This is a genomic window from Brevundimonas sp. KM4 (assembly GCF_000964075.1).
Lineage (GTDB): Bacteria > Pseudomonadota > Alphaproteobacteria > Caulobacterales > Caulobacteraceae > Brevundimonas > Brevundimonas huaxiensis.
Genome location: NZ_JZRG01000008.1, coordinates 248,989 through 266,042, shown reverse-complemented (window position 1 = coordinate 266,042; position 17,054 = coordinate 248,989). Strand labels below are relative to the sequence as shown.

Sequence of the window (17,054 nt, the reverse complement as noted above, 5' to 3'; positions counted from 1 at the left end):
GGAGGAGACGGTCATCATTCAGTCCCGAACCAATCCGCCGTCCACGACCAGGTTCTGGCCTGTCACCGCGCGGCTCCACGGCGAGGCGAAGAAGAGGACGGCGTCGGCGAACTCTTCGGGCGTGGTCACCGACCGCAGCGGGGTCATGCCGGCGATGAGGTCGAAGACGGCCTCGGGCGTGGCGGCGCTGGCGTCGGTGGTGCGCAACAGACCGCCCGAGACCATGTTGACGGTGATCACGTCGGGCCCCAGGTCGCCGGCGGCGGTGCGGGTCAGGGACAGAAGCGCGGCCTTGGCGGCGGTGTAGTCGTGGTAGGGCACGACCGGATTCTGGAACAGGTTGGTGCCGATGTTGACGATGCGGCCGAACCGGGCCGCGGCCATGCCGGGCGCGGTCGCCTGGATCAGGTTCAGGGCGCCGCGCACGACGGTCGAGAACTGACGATCCATCTCGTCCCAGCCGATGGCGGTCATCTGGGAGCGGGCGTCGCCGTTGAAGCTGTAATCCAGGGCGTTGTTGACGACGGTAGTGACAGGGGCGCCGAAACGGCTTTGCGCGGCCGCGACCATGGCGTCCACGGCCGCGCGGTCGGTCACGTCGGCCTGCAGGGCGAGGGCGCGCTCACCGATTTCGGCGGCCAGGGCGTTCGCCGCTTCGCCGCTGTTCCTCCAGTTGATGACGACGCGGGCGCCTTCATGGGCGAAGGCGCGGACGCAGGCGGCGCCGACGCCGCGCGCCCCGCCGGTGACGAGGACGATCTGATCGGCGATCTTCATGGGAGGACTCACGCGTTGGAGGAGGAAAGGACGTCCTCGCCCATCCAGGCTGGTTTGCGCAAGCGTACCGGGCGGCCATCCACCGTGAGGTCGCCGTCAAGGCGGTCGATGCGCAGCAGAGCTATGACCGAACCGTCCTGCCCCGAGAGGACCTCGCCCGCGCGCAGTTCGCCCTTCAGCACCTCGGCGCCGAAGGCGGGCGGCGGACCATCGAAATCGAGCGGCAGCATCCGGTTCTTGATCGTGCCCCGGCGCTTCATCCGCGAGGTCGTTTCCTGGCCGACGAAACAGCCCTTGTGGAAGTCGATGCCGTTCAGCAGGTCGAAGTCGGCCTCGATCGGATAGGTCTTGTCCTGGGGCGCGTCGGCGGTCGGATCGGGCAGGCCGATCGACAGGCGGTGGGCGTGGTAGTCGGCCTCGGCGGCGTCGGAAGTCGCCTCGTCATAGAGACGACCGCCCATCAGGGGGGTGCGGGGGTCGGGGATAAAGCCGGCGGGGGCGTCCGGCCAGGCGGCGAAGACCGGGCGGTCGTCGGCGGCGACGGCGACCTTGGCGCGCAGCCTGTACATCGACAGGCGCTGGATCAGGGCGTCGCGGCGGTCGGCGGCGACATCCAGAACGACGCCATCAGCCTGCCCCAGAAGGAACAGGTCGAACAGCAGACGGCCGGGCGGCGACAACAGGGCGCCGAACCGCAGTTCCCCGTCGGCCAGCGTCTCCACGTCCTGGGTCAGCAGATTGTGCAAGAAGGGTTTCGCCTCCTCACCCGTGACGGAGATCAGGGCGCGACTGTCGAGACGGGCGATGGGCATGGGGCGAAGATAGGGCCGACGGCGTGGCTTCAGAAGACGCCGCGCCGAATTTTAGGCGACAGCGGCTGCTGCGTCCTCAAGGCGGGGATCGAAGGTGCGCCAGTCGCTGGCGCCCCAGGCGGTGACGCGCATGACCAGATCGACGATGTTCATCGGCTTGGCGATGCAGTCGTCCATGCCGGCCTGTTCGTACTGGGTCAGCTGTTCCGGCAGGGTGTTGGCGGTCAGGGCCAGGATGGGGGTGCGGCCTGTCACGCCGGGCAGGGCCCTGATGGCGCGGGTCGCCTCGACGCCGTCCATTACAGGCATCTGGATATCCATCAGGATCACGTCCCAGTCGCCGGTGCGGGCGGCCTCGACGCCTTGTTCGCCGTCGTTGGCGGTGGCGCAGGCGATGCCCTGGGCCGTCAACACCGCCATGACCAGGGCGCGGTTGCTGTCGTGATCGTCGACGTAGAGGACGCGCAGGGCTTGAGCGTCCTCATTGGCCGGCGGGGCGGGCTCGGCTGGGGTGTCTGAGGGCGCCAGGGGAACGACGTTGTCGGCCGACAGGTCGATCATGTCGTTGACGACGGACAGCAGGCGCTGGCCCGCGCCATTGATGCGGGCGGCCTGATCGGCCTGTTCGTCGGGCAGGCCGGCCTTGGACAACAGGTCGGAAAAGCCGATGACCGCGTTCAGGGGCGTGCGCAGTTCGTGCGACATGTCCGTCAGGAACTTCTGCCGGGCCTCGGCCATCGAAGTCTTCTGCTCGGCGGCGACGCGGGCCTGTTCGGCCTCGACGCGGTCGGTCACGTCGATCTCGTTCAGCATCACGCCGAGATGGCCCGTGACGGGGTCGGTGACAGGCAGGATGTCCAGATGGTGCCAGCGCACACCCTCGCGCGTGATGATCTCGCAGACGTCGGAAATCGCTGAACCTGACAGGGCGGTCGCCAGCATGGGCTGGGCGCGCTCGGGCTGAGCGAACCGGGCCTCGAAGGGGTGCGCGGTCGATCCGTAGGCGGCGAAGGCCGACGGGTTGGAGAAGATCGGGCGGGCTTCGCTGTCGAACAGGGTGATCAGGGTCGAGGTGTGACGCAGGGCCTCGACCGCGCGACGCTCCTCGTGCTCGACCGTGATCGGGGCGGCCTCGAACAGCAGAACCGGCGTGCCGTCCGTCAGGCGATAGGTCGAGATCACCGCCGAAACCGTCAGCGGTCGGCCGTGTGGATAGAAGGTCCAGTCTTCCGTCAGGGTCTCGCCATTGGCCGTCTCGCGCGCCAGACGCTCGGTCCGGGCCAGGACGGCGGGGGAGACGTTGCTGAAATCGCGCGCCAGGAGGGCGTCGAGATTGTCGGACCCCCAGAGGTCGAGCGCGGCCGCATTGGCGTAGACCCCGCGCAAGGCGACCGGATCGAACATCCAGATCGGTCGTTTCAGCGCGTCCCAGGCCTGCATCGACGGCGTGCCCTTTCCAGCGACGGCGTTACGGATTTCACCGTAGGGCCAAGGACTTAAGCTTCGGCTAAGCTTCAGGCCGATCCTGGGTTGTCACCGCATATCGCGCGACGACGCCGTCCGGCTGGAAATCGTGTTCGGCCAGCCGGTCGAGGGACATCAGGACGCGGGTCGTGAAGGCGTCGGTGTCGCCATCCTCGATCGCCGGGCGCAGCCAGTCGGTGACAACGGCGCGGGCGGGATAGGTTCCAACGGGGCCGGGAATGCTGAGCGCGACCTCTATGCCTGCCGCGACCCAGCCGGCGACCGTCACGAAGAAGTCGGGCGAGGCCAGGAAGTCCGAGCGGCGCAGGACATACAGGGTGATGACCCCGTCCTCGACGCCGTCGGGGCGGACGATGACGCCGCTGCGATCCGGTCGCCAGTCGTCGGACAGCTCGACCACACGCCACAGGCAGAACCAGATGCGGCAGGTGTTCGGCCGGATCGCGTGGACCGAACAGCCGGCCCCGTCGACGCAATAGGCGCACAGCTCGCCCGTCGGCTTGGCCAATTCCGGCAGGTTCAGCGGAATGACCCGGCAGCATTCGACGCAACCGCCGCAGGTCCGGCCGGGAAGGAGGGGCAGGCTCACCCGGCTGAACGCTCCAGCCGGGCGATGCGGCGGTCCATGTCGGCGACGACCGCTTCAAGGCGGGCCTTTTCGGAGGCCATGTCGATGGGCGTGCCGTCCTCGTAGGAAATCGTCGCGCCCTTGGCGATCAGGTCCAGCCGATAAATCGCCGTCACGCGCTGGGCCTTGAAGCGTTCGAGGGCGGCTGCGGCTTCTGGATCGGGGGCTGGGTCGGGCGTCTGGCTCATGCGTGTCGCTGTAGCGCATGGGGCCTTCCTGTGGAAACACGCGTTTGGCGCTGAACCGCAGATAGAATCCCTGTATCCGTCGACGGATGATCGGGCGGTTTCCCATCCTGTACATCGCCGAGGCGGACGCCGAGGACGCCGTGCTGTCCTCAGGCGTGCTGGCGCATCTGGTCGAGAGCCTGCCGCACGCGACCTTCACCATCGTCGGATCGGCCGCCAGCGCGCCGCTGTTCGCCGATACGCCGCGCCTGACGAAGTTGATCGTGCTGGAGCGCGAGGGCCATTTCGATTGGATCGCCCTGTGGAACCAGGTGCGGGCGACCAAATGGGGACTGGTCGTGGACATGCGCGGCTCGGACCTGTCGGGCAAGCTGAGGCGGCACAAGCGCGCGGTGCGGGGCAAGGATCAGCCGGGCCTGCATGCGGTCGAGGCGGCGGCGGCGGTGCTGAAGCTGGAGCCCGATGAGATCCCGGCGCCGAAACTCTATGTCTCGGATGAGACGCGGGCCCAGGTCGAGGCGTTGATCCCGACGACGGGCGGGGATGGGCCGATCCTGGCGGTCGGGCCGGGCGTGGAATGGATGGGCAAGCGCTGGCCCGCCGAACGCTACGCCAAGGTGGCGGCCAAGCTGCTGGCCGACGACGGGCGTCTGGCGGGCGGGCGGCTGATGATCGTGGGCGAGGAGATCGACCGCGAGGCGGCGCACACGATCCGCTACGCCGTGCCGCGCGCGCGGGTGATCGAGCTTCAGGGCAAGCTGACGCGGCTGCAGACGGTCGCGGCCCTGTCGACGTCGGTGCTGTACATCGGGGCGGACTCGATCTGGACCCAGCTGGCCGTAGCCTCGGGCGTACCGGTCGTCGCCGCCTTCGGGCCGTCGGACGAGACCGTGCGCGGACCCTGGAAGGGCGAGGCCGTGCGCGGGCCGCGAACCTATGAAGAGTTCAAGAAGCTGGATCCGCGCCTGAACCAGGCGATCCAACATATGATGGATCTGCCGTGGGAGCGGGTGCTGAAGGCGGCGCAGCGGATGTTGAAGGTGCGGGGTTAGCGCGCCCAAAGCGCTGGGTCCCCGCTTTCGCGGGGATGAGCGGAGATATAGTAAGAGCGCATCGCTCATCCCCCAGGAACCGCCCCATGACCCAGACCTATGACCTGATCGTCCGTGGCGGCGAGGTGGCGAACCATGCGGGGCGGGGCATGGCGGATGTCGGGGTGATCGACGGCAAGATCGCCTTCATCGGCGACCTGAGCCAGGCCTCGGCGGGCGAGGTCTTCGACGCGACGGGGCTGACGGTCCTGCCCGGCGTGATCGACACCCAGGTCCATTTCCGCGAGCCGGGGCTGGAGTGGAAGGAAGATCTGGAGACGGGATCGCGCGCGGCGGCCCTGGGCGGCGTCGTCGCCGTGTTCGAGATGCCGAACACCAATCCCAACACCACCGACCCCGACACCATGGCCGACAAGCTGGCGCGGGCGAAGGACCGCATGTGGACCGACCACGCCTTCTACGTCGGCGGCACGCATGAGAATGCGGACTATCTGGGCGAACTGGAGCGGTTGCCGGGCTGCTGCGGGGTCAAGGTCTTCATGGGCGCCTCGACCGGCGACCTGCTGATCGCCGATGACGAGGGGGTGAGGAAGGTGCTGTCCAATGTGCGCCGACGCGCCACCTTCCACTCCGAGGACGAATACCGTCTGGTCGAGCGGCGCGGCCTGGCCCGCACCGGCGACTGGACCAGCCACCCGGAGGTGCGTGACGCCGAGAGCGCCATCCGCTCCACCCGGCGCCTGGTCGGCCTGGCCAAGGAGACGGGCGCGCGCATCCACGTGCTGCACGTCACGACCCGGGACGAGATGGAATATCTGCGCTTCCACAAGGATGTCGCCACCGTCGAGATCACGCCCCAGCACCTGACCCTGGTCGGACCGGAAGCCTATGAGCGGCTGGGCAGCTATGCCCAGATGAACCCGCCGATCCGGTCGCAGGAGCATGTGGACGCGCTGTGGCTGTGGGGGATGCAGCAGGGCGTGGCCGACGTGCTGGGCTCCGACCACGCGCCGCACACCAAGGAGGAGAAAGCCAAACCCTATCCGGCCTCGCCGTCCGGCATGCCGGGGGTGCAGACGTTGGTGCCGCTGATGCTGACCCATGTCGCCAACGGGCGCCTGTCGCTGGAGCGCTTCATCGACCTGACCTCGGCGGGGGCGCAGCGAGTGTTCGGCACGGCGAACAAGGGGCGGATGGCGGTCAGCTATGACGCCGACCTGACCCTCGTGGATCTGAAGGCGAAGCGGAAGATCACGCACGATCAGCAGGCGACGCGCTGCGGCTGGACCCCGTTCGACGGGCTGGAGGCGACCGGCTGGCCGATGGCGACCATCGTGCGCGGCCGGGTGGTGATGCAGGACGGCGAACTGATCGGCTCGGCGCACGGGCGGCCGGTGCGGTTCATGGAGACGCTGTGAGGGAAAGGCTCGGCCTGATCGGCTTCGGCGCCTTCGGGCGGCTGACGGCGCGGCATCTGTCGGCCGGGTTCGATATTCTGGCGCATGATCCGGCGGCGAGCGATGGCGAGGGCCTCGCGACCCTGACCGATCTGGCGACCGCCGCCGCCTGTCCGACGGTGGTGCTGGCCGTGCCGGTCGAGGCGTTGGAGGCGACACTGGTCGCCATCGGCCCGCACCTGAGGCCCGACGCCCTGGTCGTCGACGTGGGCTCGGTGAAGGTGAAGCCGGCGCAGGCGATGGACGCCCTGCTGCCGCCCGGCGTGCGGATCGTCGGCACCCATCCCCTGTTCGGCCCGCAGAGCGGCAAGGACGGCATCGCGGGCCTGCGGATCGCCGTGTGCGAGGTGCGGGGCGGAAAGGACGCGCGCCGCGTCGCCGCCGTCTGCCGCCGGGCGCTGCGCCTGAAGGTGTTTCAGGTCAGCCCCGAGGACCATGACCGCGAGGCCGCGACGGTGCAGGGCCTGACCCATCTGATCGCCCGCGTCCTGATGGCGATGGAGCCCCTGCCGACCCGCATGACCACCGCCAGCTTCGACCGGCTGATGCAGGCCGTCGACATGGTCCGCCACGACAGCCCCGCCGTCTTCCGCGCCATCGAACGCGACAACCCGTTCGCGGCGGAGGTTCGGGAGCGATTCTTCGCATTGGCGGACGAGGCGCGGGGGGGGGGTAAATGAAAGTGCGAAGGTGGATTACTCCGTAGGCGCGTAAGCAGCTGCGAGCGTTGGAGCGGGGTTGCGCTGCGCGGCGAACGAGGTGCCATATCGGCGCATGACGGATGACGAAATCAAAGACGCCATCATTGCCCAAGGGATGCTTTCGCCGGTCATTGATGGCTTCGCGCCATTCATCGAAGAGACCCACGCTGGCTGGTTCGACTTCACTACCCGGATCAACGATTTCGCCTCTCCGAAATGGGTTGATCACTCGCTGGATGGGAAAGGCGAGAGTATCGGGACAGCAATCAACATCGCCATCCCGCTCATGGCACGGTGTCTCGACGCCTTCGCCGCTTCTGTAATTCTAGCTAAACGTGGGATGACCATCGAGGCAGGAACCATGGCTCGGTCGATCTACGAGGCAGGGTTTTGGATAGGCTACCTCCACAAAGACGCGATCCGAGCGGGACAAGATTTTTGGACCGACGAGCTCAAAGGCGCGAAAGGTCGAGAGGAGCAACTCGTCAAGGTCTATGCCGATGAACCTGAACGCGCGTCGATGCATCGGAAAGAGTCGGACAAGATCAAGGCGGCTTTGGTCGGGCGCGATAAGCCCAGCATCGAGACGGTCGCAATACGCGCGGGCTACTCGATGCATTTCGCGTTCTACAAAAGCCTGTGTGGGATCGCAGCCCACCCAACCGTCACCTCGATTCAGCACTATCTGACTGAGGCAGCACCAGGCGTGCTTGTTCCCCAGATCGGAGTTGATGAAAAGAACGTCGGCAAGATGCTGGGATACGCCAGCCACGGATTTTTGATGGCTCTCCATGCGTTCTTGCAGATCACCGAAGATCCGGACCCAAAGTACGATCCGTTATTGATCGAACTAAACCGGCGCATGGGCGATGAAGCGACGCGAGAGATTGAGCTTAACCTCAGTGCCTCCCATTCGCCCGGATGAACGCCCCCACATCCTCAGCCACGCCTGGCACCAGCGGTAAGGCCGGGTCGGCGTAGGTCGCCAGATTGGCTGCGCGGTCGGCGGGGGCGGTCTTGAGCAAGTGGTTGACGCCGTCCCAGAGTTTCAGCGTGGCCCTGGGATCGGCGGCGGCGAGGGCTTGCGCGTCCGTGACGCCGATCTGGAGGTCGGTGGTGCCCTGGCCGATGAAGACCGGGCCGTAGTAGGCGGCGAGCAGGGCGGCGGGGTCCAGCGGCAGCCACGAGATCAGATAGGGCTGGACCGACGGGCGGAACAGGGCCGCCAGCGCGGGCGGCGTGTCGGCGACGGTGCGGCCGGCCTCGAGCTCGGTCAGGACGGCGAAGGCCTGGGTCTTCACGGGCTCGGGCAGGCCGGCTTGAAGCTGTTCGCGGATCACTACGCCCGCCGGGCGACCGGCGCCGGACAGCAGGATCAGGCCGCAAATCTTGTCGTTGCCGCCCTCGACCGCCTTCAGGGCGACCAGGGCGCCTTCGCTGTGGCCGATCAGCCAGGCGCAGGGCTGATCCGTCCGCGAGGCGGCCTCGGCGGTCCAGGCGCGAGCGTCGGCGGCGTAGTCGTCGAAGCGAAGCTTGGTTTCGTCGAGCCCGGCGGCGGCGCTGGCCGCAATGCCGCGCTTGTCGATGCGCACGGTGGCGACGCCCTGTTCCGCCAGGCCCTCGGCCAGCAGGCGATAGGTCGAGGCGGCGACGCCCATCGGGCTGTTCCCGTCCCGATCGGTCGGGCCGGACCCGGGCAGGATGACGGCGACGGCCGTGGGCGCCTCCGGCGTCAGCAGCGTGCCATGCAGGGGCGCGGGCTGGGCGGGCAGGGCGATGTCGGTCGAAGCCGGGCCCGCGAGCAGGCTGGCGGCGAGAAGGGCGTGGGTCAGCGTCAGCATTGCAGTCTCCTTCAGAAGGGTTGGCGGTCGGGATCGGCGCGCCACACGCGCCAGCTTTCGAAGATCGAAAGGCCTGCGACCACGATGGCGGCGGCGACCAGGGCCGTGACGCCATAGGGCGGGGGCGCAAGCGGCGCGGCGATCAGACCGGCCAGACCGACCAGACAGAACAACCGGCCGGCCAGACGGTTCGAGCGATCCCAGGCCAGGCGGCTCTTGTAGTTCCAGGGCGTGCGCACGCCGATCAGGGGATTGGGCGCGACCCGGCCGAGGAAGGCGCCGACGACCAGCAGGATCAGCGACAGGGCGCCGGTCATGACGGCGGGGCCGCTATCGACGGTCGCGTGCCCCAAGCTGGCCCAGGTGATCACCAGGCCGATGGCGGCGACGATGAACACGGTCAGTCCCTGGCCGATCCGCATTGAGCGGCGCCTTGAGGCGTCGCCTTGGTCCTCAGCGCGCATTGCGGCCAGACCCAGGCCGGCGGCGGCAATGAAGCCGATCACCGCCATGCCGCCCGCGAAGGTCGCGAACTCCACCCGGTCGCCCCAGCGATCGACCTGCCAGTCCGCGTTCCAGTGCATCGGCAGCGGCGTGCTCGGGCCGTTGACGCCGATGTAGAGGGCGAACGCCGCCTGCACGCCGAAGACGGCGAGGGTCAGATAGTCCAGCAGGGACAGGCGATCCTTCATCGGCGTGTTTCCTTTGAGGGCTGGGGCAGGGTCTCGCTCGCTTCGCCGGTTCCGACAATGTCCATCAGAAAGGCCATGGCTTCCTCGACCGCCGAGATTTCCAGCCGATAGCGGATGGTCTGGCCCTCGCGCTCCGGGCTGACCAAGCCGGCCTCCTTCAGGGCGTTGAGGTGGCCGGTGATGGTGGGCCAGCTCATGTCAAAGGCGGCGGCGATATCGCCCGAGGCCAGCGGACCGGCGCGCAGCATGGCGATGATGCGACGACGCACCGGATGCGACAGGGCCTTGAACAGGATGTTCATAGCGACCTTCCTAATTAGGAAATCAGCTAAATGCAATATGTCGCGGGCGCGGCGGATTGCATTGCGCCCACCGATCGGGCTAGGGACGCGCAACTTGATTTTGAGAATGCGTATCAAAATGCTTTGCCTTCGCCGTGCCTCCGTTCTTTTGACCGCCAGTGTCCTTGCGATGACGTTCGCCTCGCCGGCCCTGGCGCAGCAGGCGACGGCCCCGGCGGAGCTGGGCGAGATCGTGGTGACGGGGTCGCAGGTTCGGCTGACGGCGCCGGCGGCGGGCGGTCAGGTGGCGCGTGGGGGGCGCATCGGCCTGCTGGGCAATCTGGGCGTGATGGACACGCCCTTCTCGACCGCCAACTACACCGAAAAACTGGTGCGTGATCAGCAGGCGCGCGGCATCGGCGACGTGCTGCAGAACGATCCGACGGTGCGTGTGTCCAAGGGCTTCGGCAACTTCCAGGAGCTGTATGTCGTTCGCGGCTTCCCGGTCTACTCGGACGACATGAGCTACAACGGGCTCTATGGCGTCTTGCCGCGCCAGTTCGTGGCGGCCGAACTGGTCGAGCGGGTCGAGGTGTTTCGCGGGGCCTCAACCTTCCTGAACGGCGCTGCGCCGGGCGGAACGGGGGTCGGCGGCGCCTTCAACCTGACGCCGAAGCGGGCGGGCGACGCCCCTGTGACGCGCCTGACCGGGGGCGTGTCGGGCCGTGACGAGATCTATGCCGCCGCCGACCTGGCCCGCCGTTTCGGCGACGACGGCGAATGGGGCGCGCGCCTGAATATCGCCAGCCGTGCGGGCGAAAGCGCCGTCGAGGACGAGACCGGCCAGCTGCGGGTCGTCGGCCTTGGACTGGACCGCCGAGGCGATCGCGCCCGGTTTTCGGCCGATCTGGGCTGGCAGGATCACCGGATCGACGCGCCCCGTCCCAGCGTGACGCCGGGAACCGCCATCCCGGACGCGCCCTCGGCCGACAAGAACTTCGCCCAGCGCTGGACCTACACCGACGAGGAGCAGCTGTTCGGCGCCGTACGCGGCGAGCTCGACCTCACCGACAGCATCAGCGCCTGGGCCGCCTTCGGTGGGCGTCAGGGCGAGGAAGACAACAGCCTGGCCAATCCGCGCGCCGATGCGGCGGGCGCGATCCGCGGCTATCGCTTCGACAATATCCGCGAGGACACGGTGTGGTCGGGCGACATCGGCGTGCGCGCCGACCTGACGACCGGCCCGATCAACCATCGCCTGGTCGCCTCGGCCTCGCAGATCCAGTCCAAGTCCAAGAATGCCTGGGCGGCGTCCAACTTCGCCGGCTATGCGATGGGAACGCTGACCAATCCGCTGCTGTCGCCGGCGCCGGCCATCGCAAGCGTTTCAGGCGATCTGGACGATCCCAACGTCACCGAGCGGGTCAAGAACACCAGTTTCGCCGTCGCCGATGTGATGTCCTTCCTGGACGGACGGCTGCTGGCGACCGTCGGCGTTCGCCATCAGGAGATCGAGACCCGATCCTATGCCTACGCCGACGGCGCATTTGCGTCGGGTTATTCCAGCGACGCGACGACGCCGGCCTTCGCCGTGGTCTACAAGCCCAGCGCCGCGATCTCGCTGTACGCCAACTATGCTGAAGCCCTGGTTCCGGGCACGACCGCGCCGGCGGTGGTCAATGGCGTGACGGTGGCGAACGGCGGCGAAGTGCTGTCGCCGTTCCGCGCCGAGCAGGCCGAGATCGGCGCCAAATACGACGCCGGTTCATATGGCGGCACGCTGAGCGTCTTCCGCACGACCCTGCCTAGCGCCTTCTTCGATCCGAATACCGCTGTCTATTCGGACGGCGGAGAGCAGGAAAACAAGGGCGTCGAGCTGACCGTCTATGGCGAACCGGTCGCAGGCTTGCGTCTGATTGGGGGCGCGACATGGCTGGACGCCGAGATCAATCGTTCGCTGACCGCCGCCAATGCGGGCAAGTCGGCGATCGGCGTGCCGGACTTCCAGGCCAATCTGAACGTCGAGTGGGACGTGCCGATGGTCAGCGGCCTGACGGTCGAGGGCCGCGCGGTCCATACCGGCGCCCAGCCGGCCAATGCGACGAATACGCTGGAGTTGGAAAGCTGGACCCGGTTCGACGCCGGGGTGCGCTACGCCTTCACGGCGGGCGACAAGCCAGTGACTCTGCGGGCGCGGGTCGAGAATGTCGCGGACGAGGATCAGTGGGTCGCCGTCGGCGGCTATCCGGGATCGAACTATCTGACGCTGGGCGCGCCGCGGACCTTGCGTCTGTCGGTCTCGACCGAGTTCTGATCCGCGTCGGCCGATGCACGCCCGGACGATCCGCGCCTGGACCTGGACGCACAAGTGGTCGAGCCTGATCTCGACCCTGTTCCTGCTGATGCTGTGCGTCACGGGGCTGCCGCTGGTGTTCAGCCACGAGCTGAACGAGGCGCTGCTGCATGAGCCGTGGGCGCCGAAGAACCCGGACGGCCGACTGCTGACGCTGGACGAGGTGCTGGCCGCCGGTCTGGCCAAACATCCGGGCGAGGTTCCGGCCTTCATGAGCTTCGACGAGGACCGGCCGGTGGTGAACGTCACCAGCCGCGCGCCCGACGCCCCGGCCGGCAAATACAGTTTCGAGCCCATCGATCAGACCAGCGGCGAGGGCGCGCCGCTGGTCGCCGGTCATCCGGTGATGGAGTTCCTGCTTCAGCTTCACACAGACATGTTCCTGGGTCTGCCGGGAATGCTGTTTCTGGGCGCGATGGGGCTGTTGCTGGTCGTCGCCGTGGTGTCGGGCGTGGTGCTGTATGCGCCCTTCATGCGTCGGCTGCCCTTCGGCACGGTGCGGGTCAAGAAGGCGGCGCGGACGCGGTGGCTGGACTACCACAATCTGCTGGGCGTGGTGACGGCGGCCTGGGTGCTGGTTGTGGGGCTGACGGGGGTGGTCAACACCTTGGCCACGCCCATCCTGGCCTATTGGAAAGAGACGGCGCTGAAGGAGTTGACCGTCGCCTATGATACGCCGGCGCCCGCGCAGGGCCGGGCCTCGCTGGACGCGGCGGTGGAGCGGGCCAAGGCAGCGCTGCCGGGCATGGAGCTGCAGTTCGTGGCGTTTCCGGGGACCGACTATTCGACCGACCACCACTATGCCGTCTTCTTCCACGGCGACACGCCGCTGACGACGCATATGACGACGCCGGCCCTGATCGACGCGCGAACGGGCGAACTGGCGGCGGTGGCGCCGGCGCCCTGGTATGTGAAGACCCTGTCGCTGTCGCAGCCGCTGCATTTTGGCGACTATGGCGGGCTGGCGCTGAAGATCCTGTGGGCGCTGCTGGACATCGCCACCATCGTGATCCTGGGGTCCGGTCTTTATCTGTGGTTGGGCAAGGGGAGGCGGAAGGCGTGAGCCGTCGCCGTCACAACCCGAGGGATCTGACCCTGTGGGCCATCTTCCGTGCGCCCATCGTTCTGTTTGCGCTCAGCCTGATCGGGCTGGTGGGCGCACTGTTGCAGGATGGGGTGTGGGACTGGGCCTTTGCCGCCTTGCTGGCCACGCCGATCCTGGCGACCGGCTGGGCCGTCGTCAGATCGAGAAGCTGACGCCGCAGCCGCAGCTGGAGGCGGCGTTCGGGTTCCTGACCACGAACTGGGCGCCGGCCAGTTCGTCGACATAGGCGATCTCGGAGTTCTTCAGGAAGGGGACCGAGACGGGGTCGATCAGGGCGGTCTGACCGTCGGCCTGGATGCGCAGATCGTCGTCCTCGGCCGTCTCGACCAGTTCGAACCGATACTGGAAGCCCGAGCAGCCGCCGCCGTCCACCGCGACCCGCAACATCAGGGTCTTGCCCTCGGCCGCCCCCAGTTTGGCCAGCCGCTTGGCGGCGCTGGCGGCCAGGACGATGCCTTCCGGCGTGCGCGGGGCGACGGTGAAGGCGGGTGTGGACGGTTCTGTGGATTGGACGGTGCTCACGGCTGTCTATATGAGGCGGGCAGGGCCGTTCGCAAAGGGCCGCCGCTTTAAAGTTGATGACTTGAGCCACACAGATCTCGCTTCCTACGCCGAGCGCGCCGACCTGACCAAGGGCCGCCGCGTTTTCGAGCCCGCCAGCCGCACGCGCACCGCCTTTGCGCGGGACCGTGACCGCATCATCCATGCGACGGCGTTCCGGCGGCTGAAGGAAAAGACGCAGGTCTTCGTGGCGCATGAGGGCGATCACTATCGCACCCGTCTGACCCATTCGCTGGAGGTGGCGCAGATCGCGCGGTCGCTGGCCCATGCGCTGAGGCTGGACGACGATCTGGCCGAGACCATCGCCCTGGCCCACGACCTGGGCCATCCGCCCTTCGCCCATGCCGGCGAGGACGAGCTGGTGGTGCAGATGCGCGACTATGGCGGGTTCGATCACAACGTTCAGAGCTTCCGCGTCGTGACCGAGCTGGAGAACCGCTATCCGCAGTTCGACGGGCTGAACCTGAGCTGGGAGACGGTCGAGGGCGTCATCAAGCACAACGGCCCGGTATCGCACCGGCTGGACGAGCCGGCCTGGTCGGTCGTGCGCCCCTATGCGGCCGGCGGCGAGGCGGGGTGGGACCTGCGGCTGGGGACGTTCGCCTCGCTGGAGGCCCAGTGTGCGGCCATCGCCGACGACATCGCCTATAACAATCACGACGTGGACGACGGGGTGCAGGCGGGTCTGATCACCCTGCGCGATCTGGATCAGGTGCCGCTGATCGGGCCCATGTTGGCCGAGGTGCGCCGCGAGTATCCTGACATCGACGACCGGATGCTGCGCATCGAGGCGGTGCGGCGGATGATCGGCGTGATGGTCGAGGACGTGCTGGCCGAGACGGGGCGGCGGCTGGAGGAAGACCGGATCGTCACGACCGAGGACGTGCGGATGGCCAGGCGCACGATGGTGGATTTTTCGCACGCCATGCACGTCGATCTGGCGGTGCTGAGGAAGTTCCTGTTCGAGCGGATGTATCGCCACTACCGCGTCAACCGCACCCGCAGTCAGGCGCGGCGCGTGCTGTCGCAACTGTTCGAACTGTTCATGGCCGAGCCCGAGGTGATGCCGCCGGAGTGGGGCGAACCCGCCATGACCCCGGACAAGACACAGCGGGCGCGCGCCGTGTGCGACTACATCGCCGGCATGACCGACCGTTACGCCATAGAAGTGCACCAGAAGCTGTTCAGCCTCGACCTCGCCCTCGATCTGTGATTCGAAAGATGCACGCGGGGGCGTAGAGTGATCGTTCGGCGCGCCGATTCGCGCCGACAGACGGCGGAGCGCGACCATGTCCTTTGAAGACGACAACAAACCCGGCCGGGGCGCCTATACGCCGCCGACCGACGACGACCTGCCGTTCCGCCGCAACAGCTATGACCCGCGCAGCGGCCGCAATGTCGGCTCGGGCGGGGGCAAGGCGCCGCCGGTGACATTGATCATCAGCGCGGTGGTCCTGCTGCTGCTGATCGTGGCGGTGATCTTCTTCTATCGCTCGGGCATGCGCGCCTCGACCGACGCGCCGCCGGCGGTGGGCCAGCCCGTCGGCGAGATGAAGACCGCCGCGCCCATCGACGCCCAGCCGATCGACCCGGCCGAGGGCGTGCGCGTCTATCGCGACGAGGCCGAGACGACCGATGCGCCGGTGACCTTCACTCCGCCTCCTGAGGCGCCCCAGCCGCGTCCGGCCGCGCCGCCGACCGCCGCACCGACCGGACAAGGCCTGCCGCCCGCCAATACGGCGACGCCGGCCGCGCCTGCGCCGCGTCCGACGACTCCGGCGCCCGCGCCCGTCGCTGCGCCGGCGACCAAGGCTCCGGCCGCGACCGGCGGATCGGCCTCGGTCCAGATCGGCGCCTTCTCCTCGACCGAGATCGCGGACCGTGAATACGCCGCCGTCGCCGGCCGCTTCGGCGCGTACGCCTCGGGCGCTGAAAAGCGCGTGACCGAAGTGACCTCGTCCAGCGGATCGACCCTGTACCGGACGGCCTTCTCAGGCCTGTCGCGCGAACGGGCGGTGGCCTTCTGCAATGCGCTGAAGGCGGCGGGCCGGGACTGCATCGTCCGGTGACGTCCGCCGCCATCTACGGCTGCCTGGGACATCGGTTGACGGAGGCTGAAAAGGCCTTCTTCGCCGAGGTCCGACCCTGGGGCTTCATCCTATTCCGGCGCAACATCGACACGCCGGAACAGGTGCGGGCCCTGACCGACGAACTGCGGGCGTCCATCGGCGATCCCGAGGCGCCGATCCTGATCGACCAGGAAGGCGGTCGGGTCCAGCGGATGGGGCCGCCCCACTGGCCCAAATACCCGCCGGGTAACGCCTATCTAAAGGCGACGAACGAGCTGGCTCAGGCGCGTGAGCTGACGCGGCTGGGCGCACGGCTGATGGCGCACGATCTGCGCGAGGTCGGGGTGACCGTCGACCTGCTGCCTGTGCTGGACGTGCCGGTTCCCGGCGCCCACGACATCATCGGCGACCGCGCCTATGGCGTCGATCCCGAGACGGTCGCCGTGCTGGGCCGGGCGGCGGCGGAGGGGCTGCTGGCGGGCGGGGTTCTGCCCTGCATCAAGCACATGCCGGGCCATGGCCGGGCGTTTGCGGACACGCACAAGGACCTGCCCACGGTTCATGCCGATCTGGACACGCTGGACGCCTGGGACTTTGCGCCGTTCAAGGCCCTGTCGGACATGCCGATCGGCATGACGGCGCACATCGTCTTCACCGCAATCGATCGTAAACATCCGGCGACGCAGTCGAAGAAGGCGATTCGCCTGATCCGCGAGCGGTTGGGATTCGGCGGCCTGCTGCTGTCCGACGATCTGGTGATGAACGCCCTTTCGGGCTCGTTGACCCAGCGCGCGCACAAGGCGCTGAAGGCGGGGTGCGATCTCGTCGTCCACTGGAACGGCGACATGGACGAAATGCGCCAGGTCGCCGAGGGCGTCGGGCCGCTGAAGGGCGGGGCGCGCCGCCGGGCGGACGCCGCGCTGGCCCGGATCGTGCGCACGCCCGAGCCGCTGGATCCCGTCGCGGGGCACGACCGCTTCTTCAAGGCCATGGGCGGTCGCATGGACGTCGCCAAGGGGCCGGACGTGGGTGAGGCGCAGGCCTAAAGACCT

At 68.0% G+C, this 17,054-nt stretch carries 18 protein-coding genes and 1 pseudogene; 10 read left to right on the top strand and 9 right to left on the bottom strand.

Going from position 1 to position 17,054, the window contains the following annotated elements:
• Positions 1–18 precede the first annotated feature (18 nt).
• The 5 genes from VH88_RS05640 to VH88_RS05620 form a co-directional block, all read right to left on the bottom strand.
• Positions 19–777, bottom strand: a complete 759-nt coding sequence (locus VH88_RS05640; RefSeq protein WP_045810362.1) for a 3-oxoacyl-ACP reductase — start codon at positions 775–777, stop codon at positions 19–21.
• Positions 778–785: 8 nt separating this feature from the next.
• On the bottom strand, positions 786–1,589 hold the full coding sequence (locus VH88_RS05635; RefSeq protein ID WP_045810361.1) for a folate-binding protein YgfZ: 804 nt from the start codon (positions 1,587–1,589) through the stop codon (positions 786–788).
• A gap of 51 nt (positions 1,590–1,640) precedes the next feature.
• Positions 1,641–3,029, bottom strand: coding sequence for a response regulator (locus VH88_RS16645; RefSeq protein ID WP_045810360.1), 1,389 nt, complete (start codon positions 3,027–3,029; stop codon positions 1,641–1,643).
• 67 nt (positions 3,030–3,096) lie between these two features.
• Positions 3,097–3,663 (bottom strand): hypothetical protein, encoded by a 567-nt coding sequence (locus tag VH88_RS05625; RefSeq protein WP_045810359.1) that lies wholly within the window; start codon positions 3,661–3,663, stop codon positions 3,097–3,099.
• On the bottom strand, positions 3,660–3,890 hold the full coding sequence (locus VH88_RS05620; protein ID WP_045810358.1) for a hypothetical protein: 231 nt from the start codon (positions 3,888–3,890) through the stop codon (positions 3,660–3,662). Before VH88_RS05620 ends, VH88_RS05625 begins: the two co-directional genes overlap by 4 nt.
• A gap of 86 nt (positions 3,891–3,976) precedes the next feature.
• On the opposite strand from VH88_RS05620, the gene VH88_RS05615 reads away from it, so the two are divergent.
• The 4 genes from VH88_RS05615 to VH88_RS05600 all read left to right on the top strand — a co-directional run bounded on the left by VH88_RS05615 (position 3,977) and on the right by VH88_RS05600 (position 8,025).
• Entirely contained in the window at positions 3,977–4,942 is a 966-nt protein-coding gene (locus tag VH88_RS05615) for a glycosyltransferase family 9 protein (RefSeq protein ID WP_045810357.1), read from the top strand.
• Between the two features lie 86 nt (positions 4,943–5,028).
• Positions 5,029–6,360: a dihydroorotase gene (locus VH88_RS05610; protein WP_045810356.1), complete on the top strand. Its 1,332-nt coding sequence runs from the start codon at positions 5,029–5,031 to the stop codon at positions 6,358–6,360.
• On the top strand, positions 6,357–7,079 hold the full coding sequence (locus tag VH88_RS05605) for a prephenate dehydrogenase/arogenate dehydrogenase family protein (RefSeq protein ID WP_045810355.1): 723 nt from the start codon (positions 6,357–6,359) through the stop codon (positions 7,077–7,079). Before VH88_RS05610 ends, VH88_RS05605 begins: the two co-directional genes overlap by 4 nt.
• 94 nt (positions 7,080–7,173) lie before the next feature.
• Positions 7,174–8,025 carry a DUF5677 domain-containing protein gene (locus VH88_RS05600; RefSeq protein WP_045810354.1) on the top strand — a complete coding sequence of 284 codons (852 nt, stop codon included), beginning with the start codon at positions 7,174–7,176 and terminating at the stop codon, positions 8,023–8,025.
• On the opposite strand, the gene VH88_RS05595 is transcribed toward VH88_RS05600, so the two are convergent.
• The 3 genes from VH88_RS05595 to VH88_RS05585 are packed head-to-tail and all read right to left on the bottom strand — an operon-like array spanning position 8,000 to position 9,935.
• Positions 8,000–8,941 carry an alpha/beta hydrolase gene (locus tag VH88_RS05595; protein ID WP_045810353.1) on the bottom strand — a complete coding sequence of 314 codons (942 nt, stop codon included), beginning with the start codon at positions 8,939–8,941 and terminating at the stop codon, positions 8,000–8,002. The two genes, VH88_RS05600 and VH88_RS05595, sit on opposite strands and share 26 nt — an antisense overlap.
• An 11-nt stretch (positions 8,942–8,952) precedes the next feature.
• Positions 8,953–9,633 carry an SdpI family protein gene (locus VH88_RS05590; protein WP_045810352.1) on the bottom strand — a complete coding sequence of 227 codons (681 nt, stop codon included), beginning with the start codon at positions 9,631–9,633 and terminating at the stop codon, positions 8,953–8,955.
• The gene (locus tag VH88_RS05585) at positions 9,630–9,935 is read right to left on the bottom strand and encodes a metalloregulator ArsR/SmtB family transcription factor (protein WP_045810351.1); all 306 of its coding nucleotides are present in this window, start codon (positions 9,933–9,935) and stop codon (positions 9,630–9,632) included. The genes VH88_RS05590 and VH88_RS05585 overlap by 4 nt, the downstream gene beginning before the upstream one ends.
• A gap of 169 nt (positions 9,936–10,104) precedes the next feature.
• On the opposite strand from VH88_RS05585, the gene VH88_RS05580 reads away from it, so the two are divergent.
• From VH88_RS05580 to VH88_RS05570, 3 genes and pseudogenes are all read left to right on the top strand, one after another.
• A complete protein-coding gene (locus VH88_RS05580) occupies positions 10,105–12,228 on the top strand; it encodes a TonB-dependent receptor (protein WP_369796260.1) in 2,124 nt (707 codons plus the stop codon).
• Positions 12,138–13,330: pseudogene (locus VH88_RS05575) on the top strand (PepSY-associated TM helix domain-containing protein). The gene VH88_RS05580 and the pseudogene VH88_RS05575 overlap by 91 nt, the downstream one beginning before the upstream one ends.
• Positions 13,327–13,524, top strand: a complete 198-nt coding sequence (locus VH88_RS05570; RefSeq protein WP_045810348.1) for a hypothetical protein — start codon at positions 13,327–13,329, stop codon at positions 13,522–13,524. Before VH88_RS05575 ends, VH88_RS05570 begins: the two are co-directional and overlap by 4 nt.
• On the opposite strand, the gene erpA is transcribed toward VH88_RS05570, so the two are convergent.
• A complete protein-coding gene (gene erpA, locus VH88_RS05565) occupies positions 13,508–13,894 on the bottom strand; it encodes an iron-sulfur cluster insertion protein ErpA (protein ID WP_156146759.1) in 387 nt (128 codons plus the stop codon). The genes VH88_RS05570 and erpA overlap by 17 nt on opposite strands.
• 61 nt (positions 13,895–13,955) lie before the next feature.
• Between erpA and VH88_RS05560 the strand changes: the two genes are divergently transcribed.
• From VH88_RS05560 to nagZ, 3 genes are all read left to right on the top strand, one after another.
• On the top strand, positions 13,956–15,146 hold the full coding sequence (locus VH88_RS05560) for a deoxyguanosinetriphosphate triphosphohydrolase (protein WP_045810347.1): 1,191 nt from the start codon (positions 13,956–13,958) through the stop codon (positions 15,144–15,146).
• 76 nt (positions 15,147–15,222) lie between these two features.
• Positions 15,223–16,002: an SPOR domain-containing protein gene (locus VH88_RS05555; RefSeq protein WP_045810346.1), complete on the top strand. Its 780-nt coding sequence runs from the start codon at positions 15,223–15,225 to the stop codon at positions 16,000–16,002.
• Complete coding sequence (gene nagZ / locus VH88_RS05550) at positions 15,999–17,048, top strand: beta-N-acetylhexosaminidase (protein ID WP_045810345.1); 1,050 nt, start codon at positions 15,999–16,001, stop codon at positions 17,046–17,048. The genes VH88_RS05555 and nagZ overlap by 4 nt, the downstream gene beginning before the upstream one ends.
• Positions 17,049–17,054 lie beyond the last annotated feature (6 nt).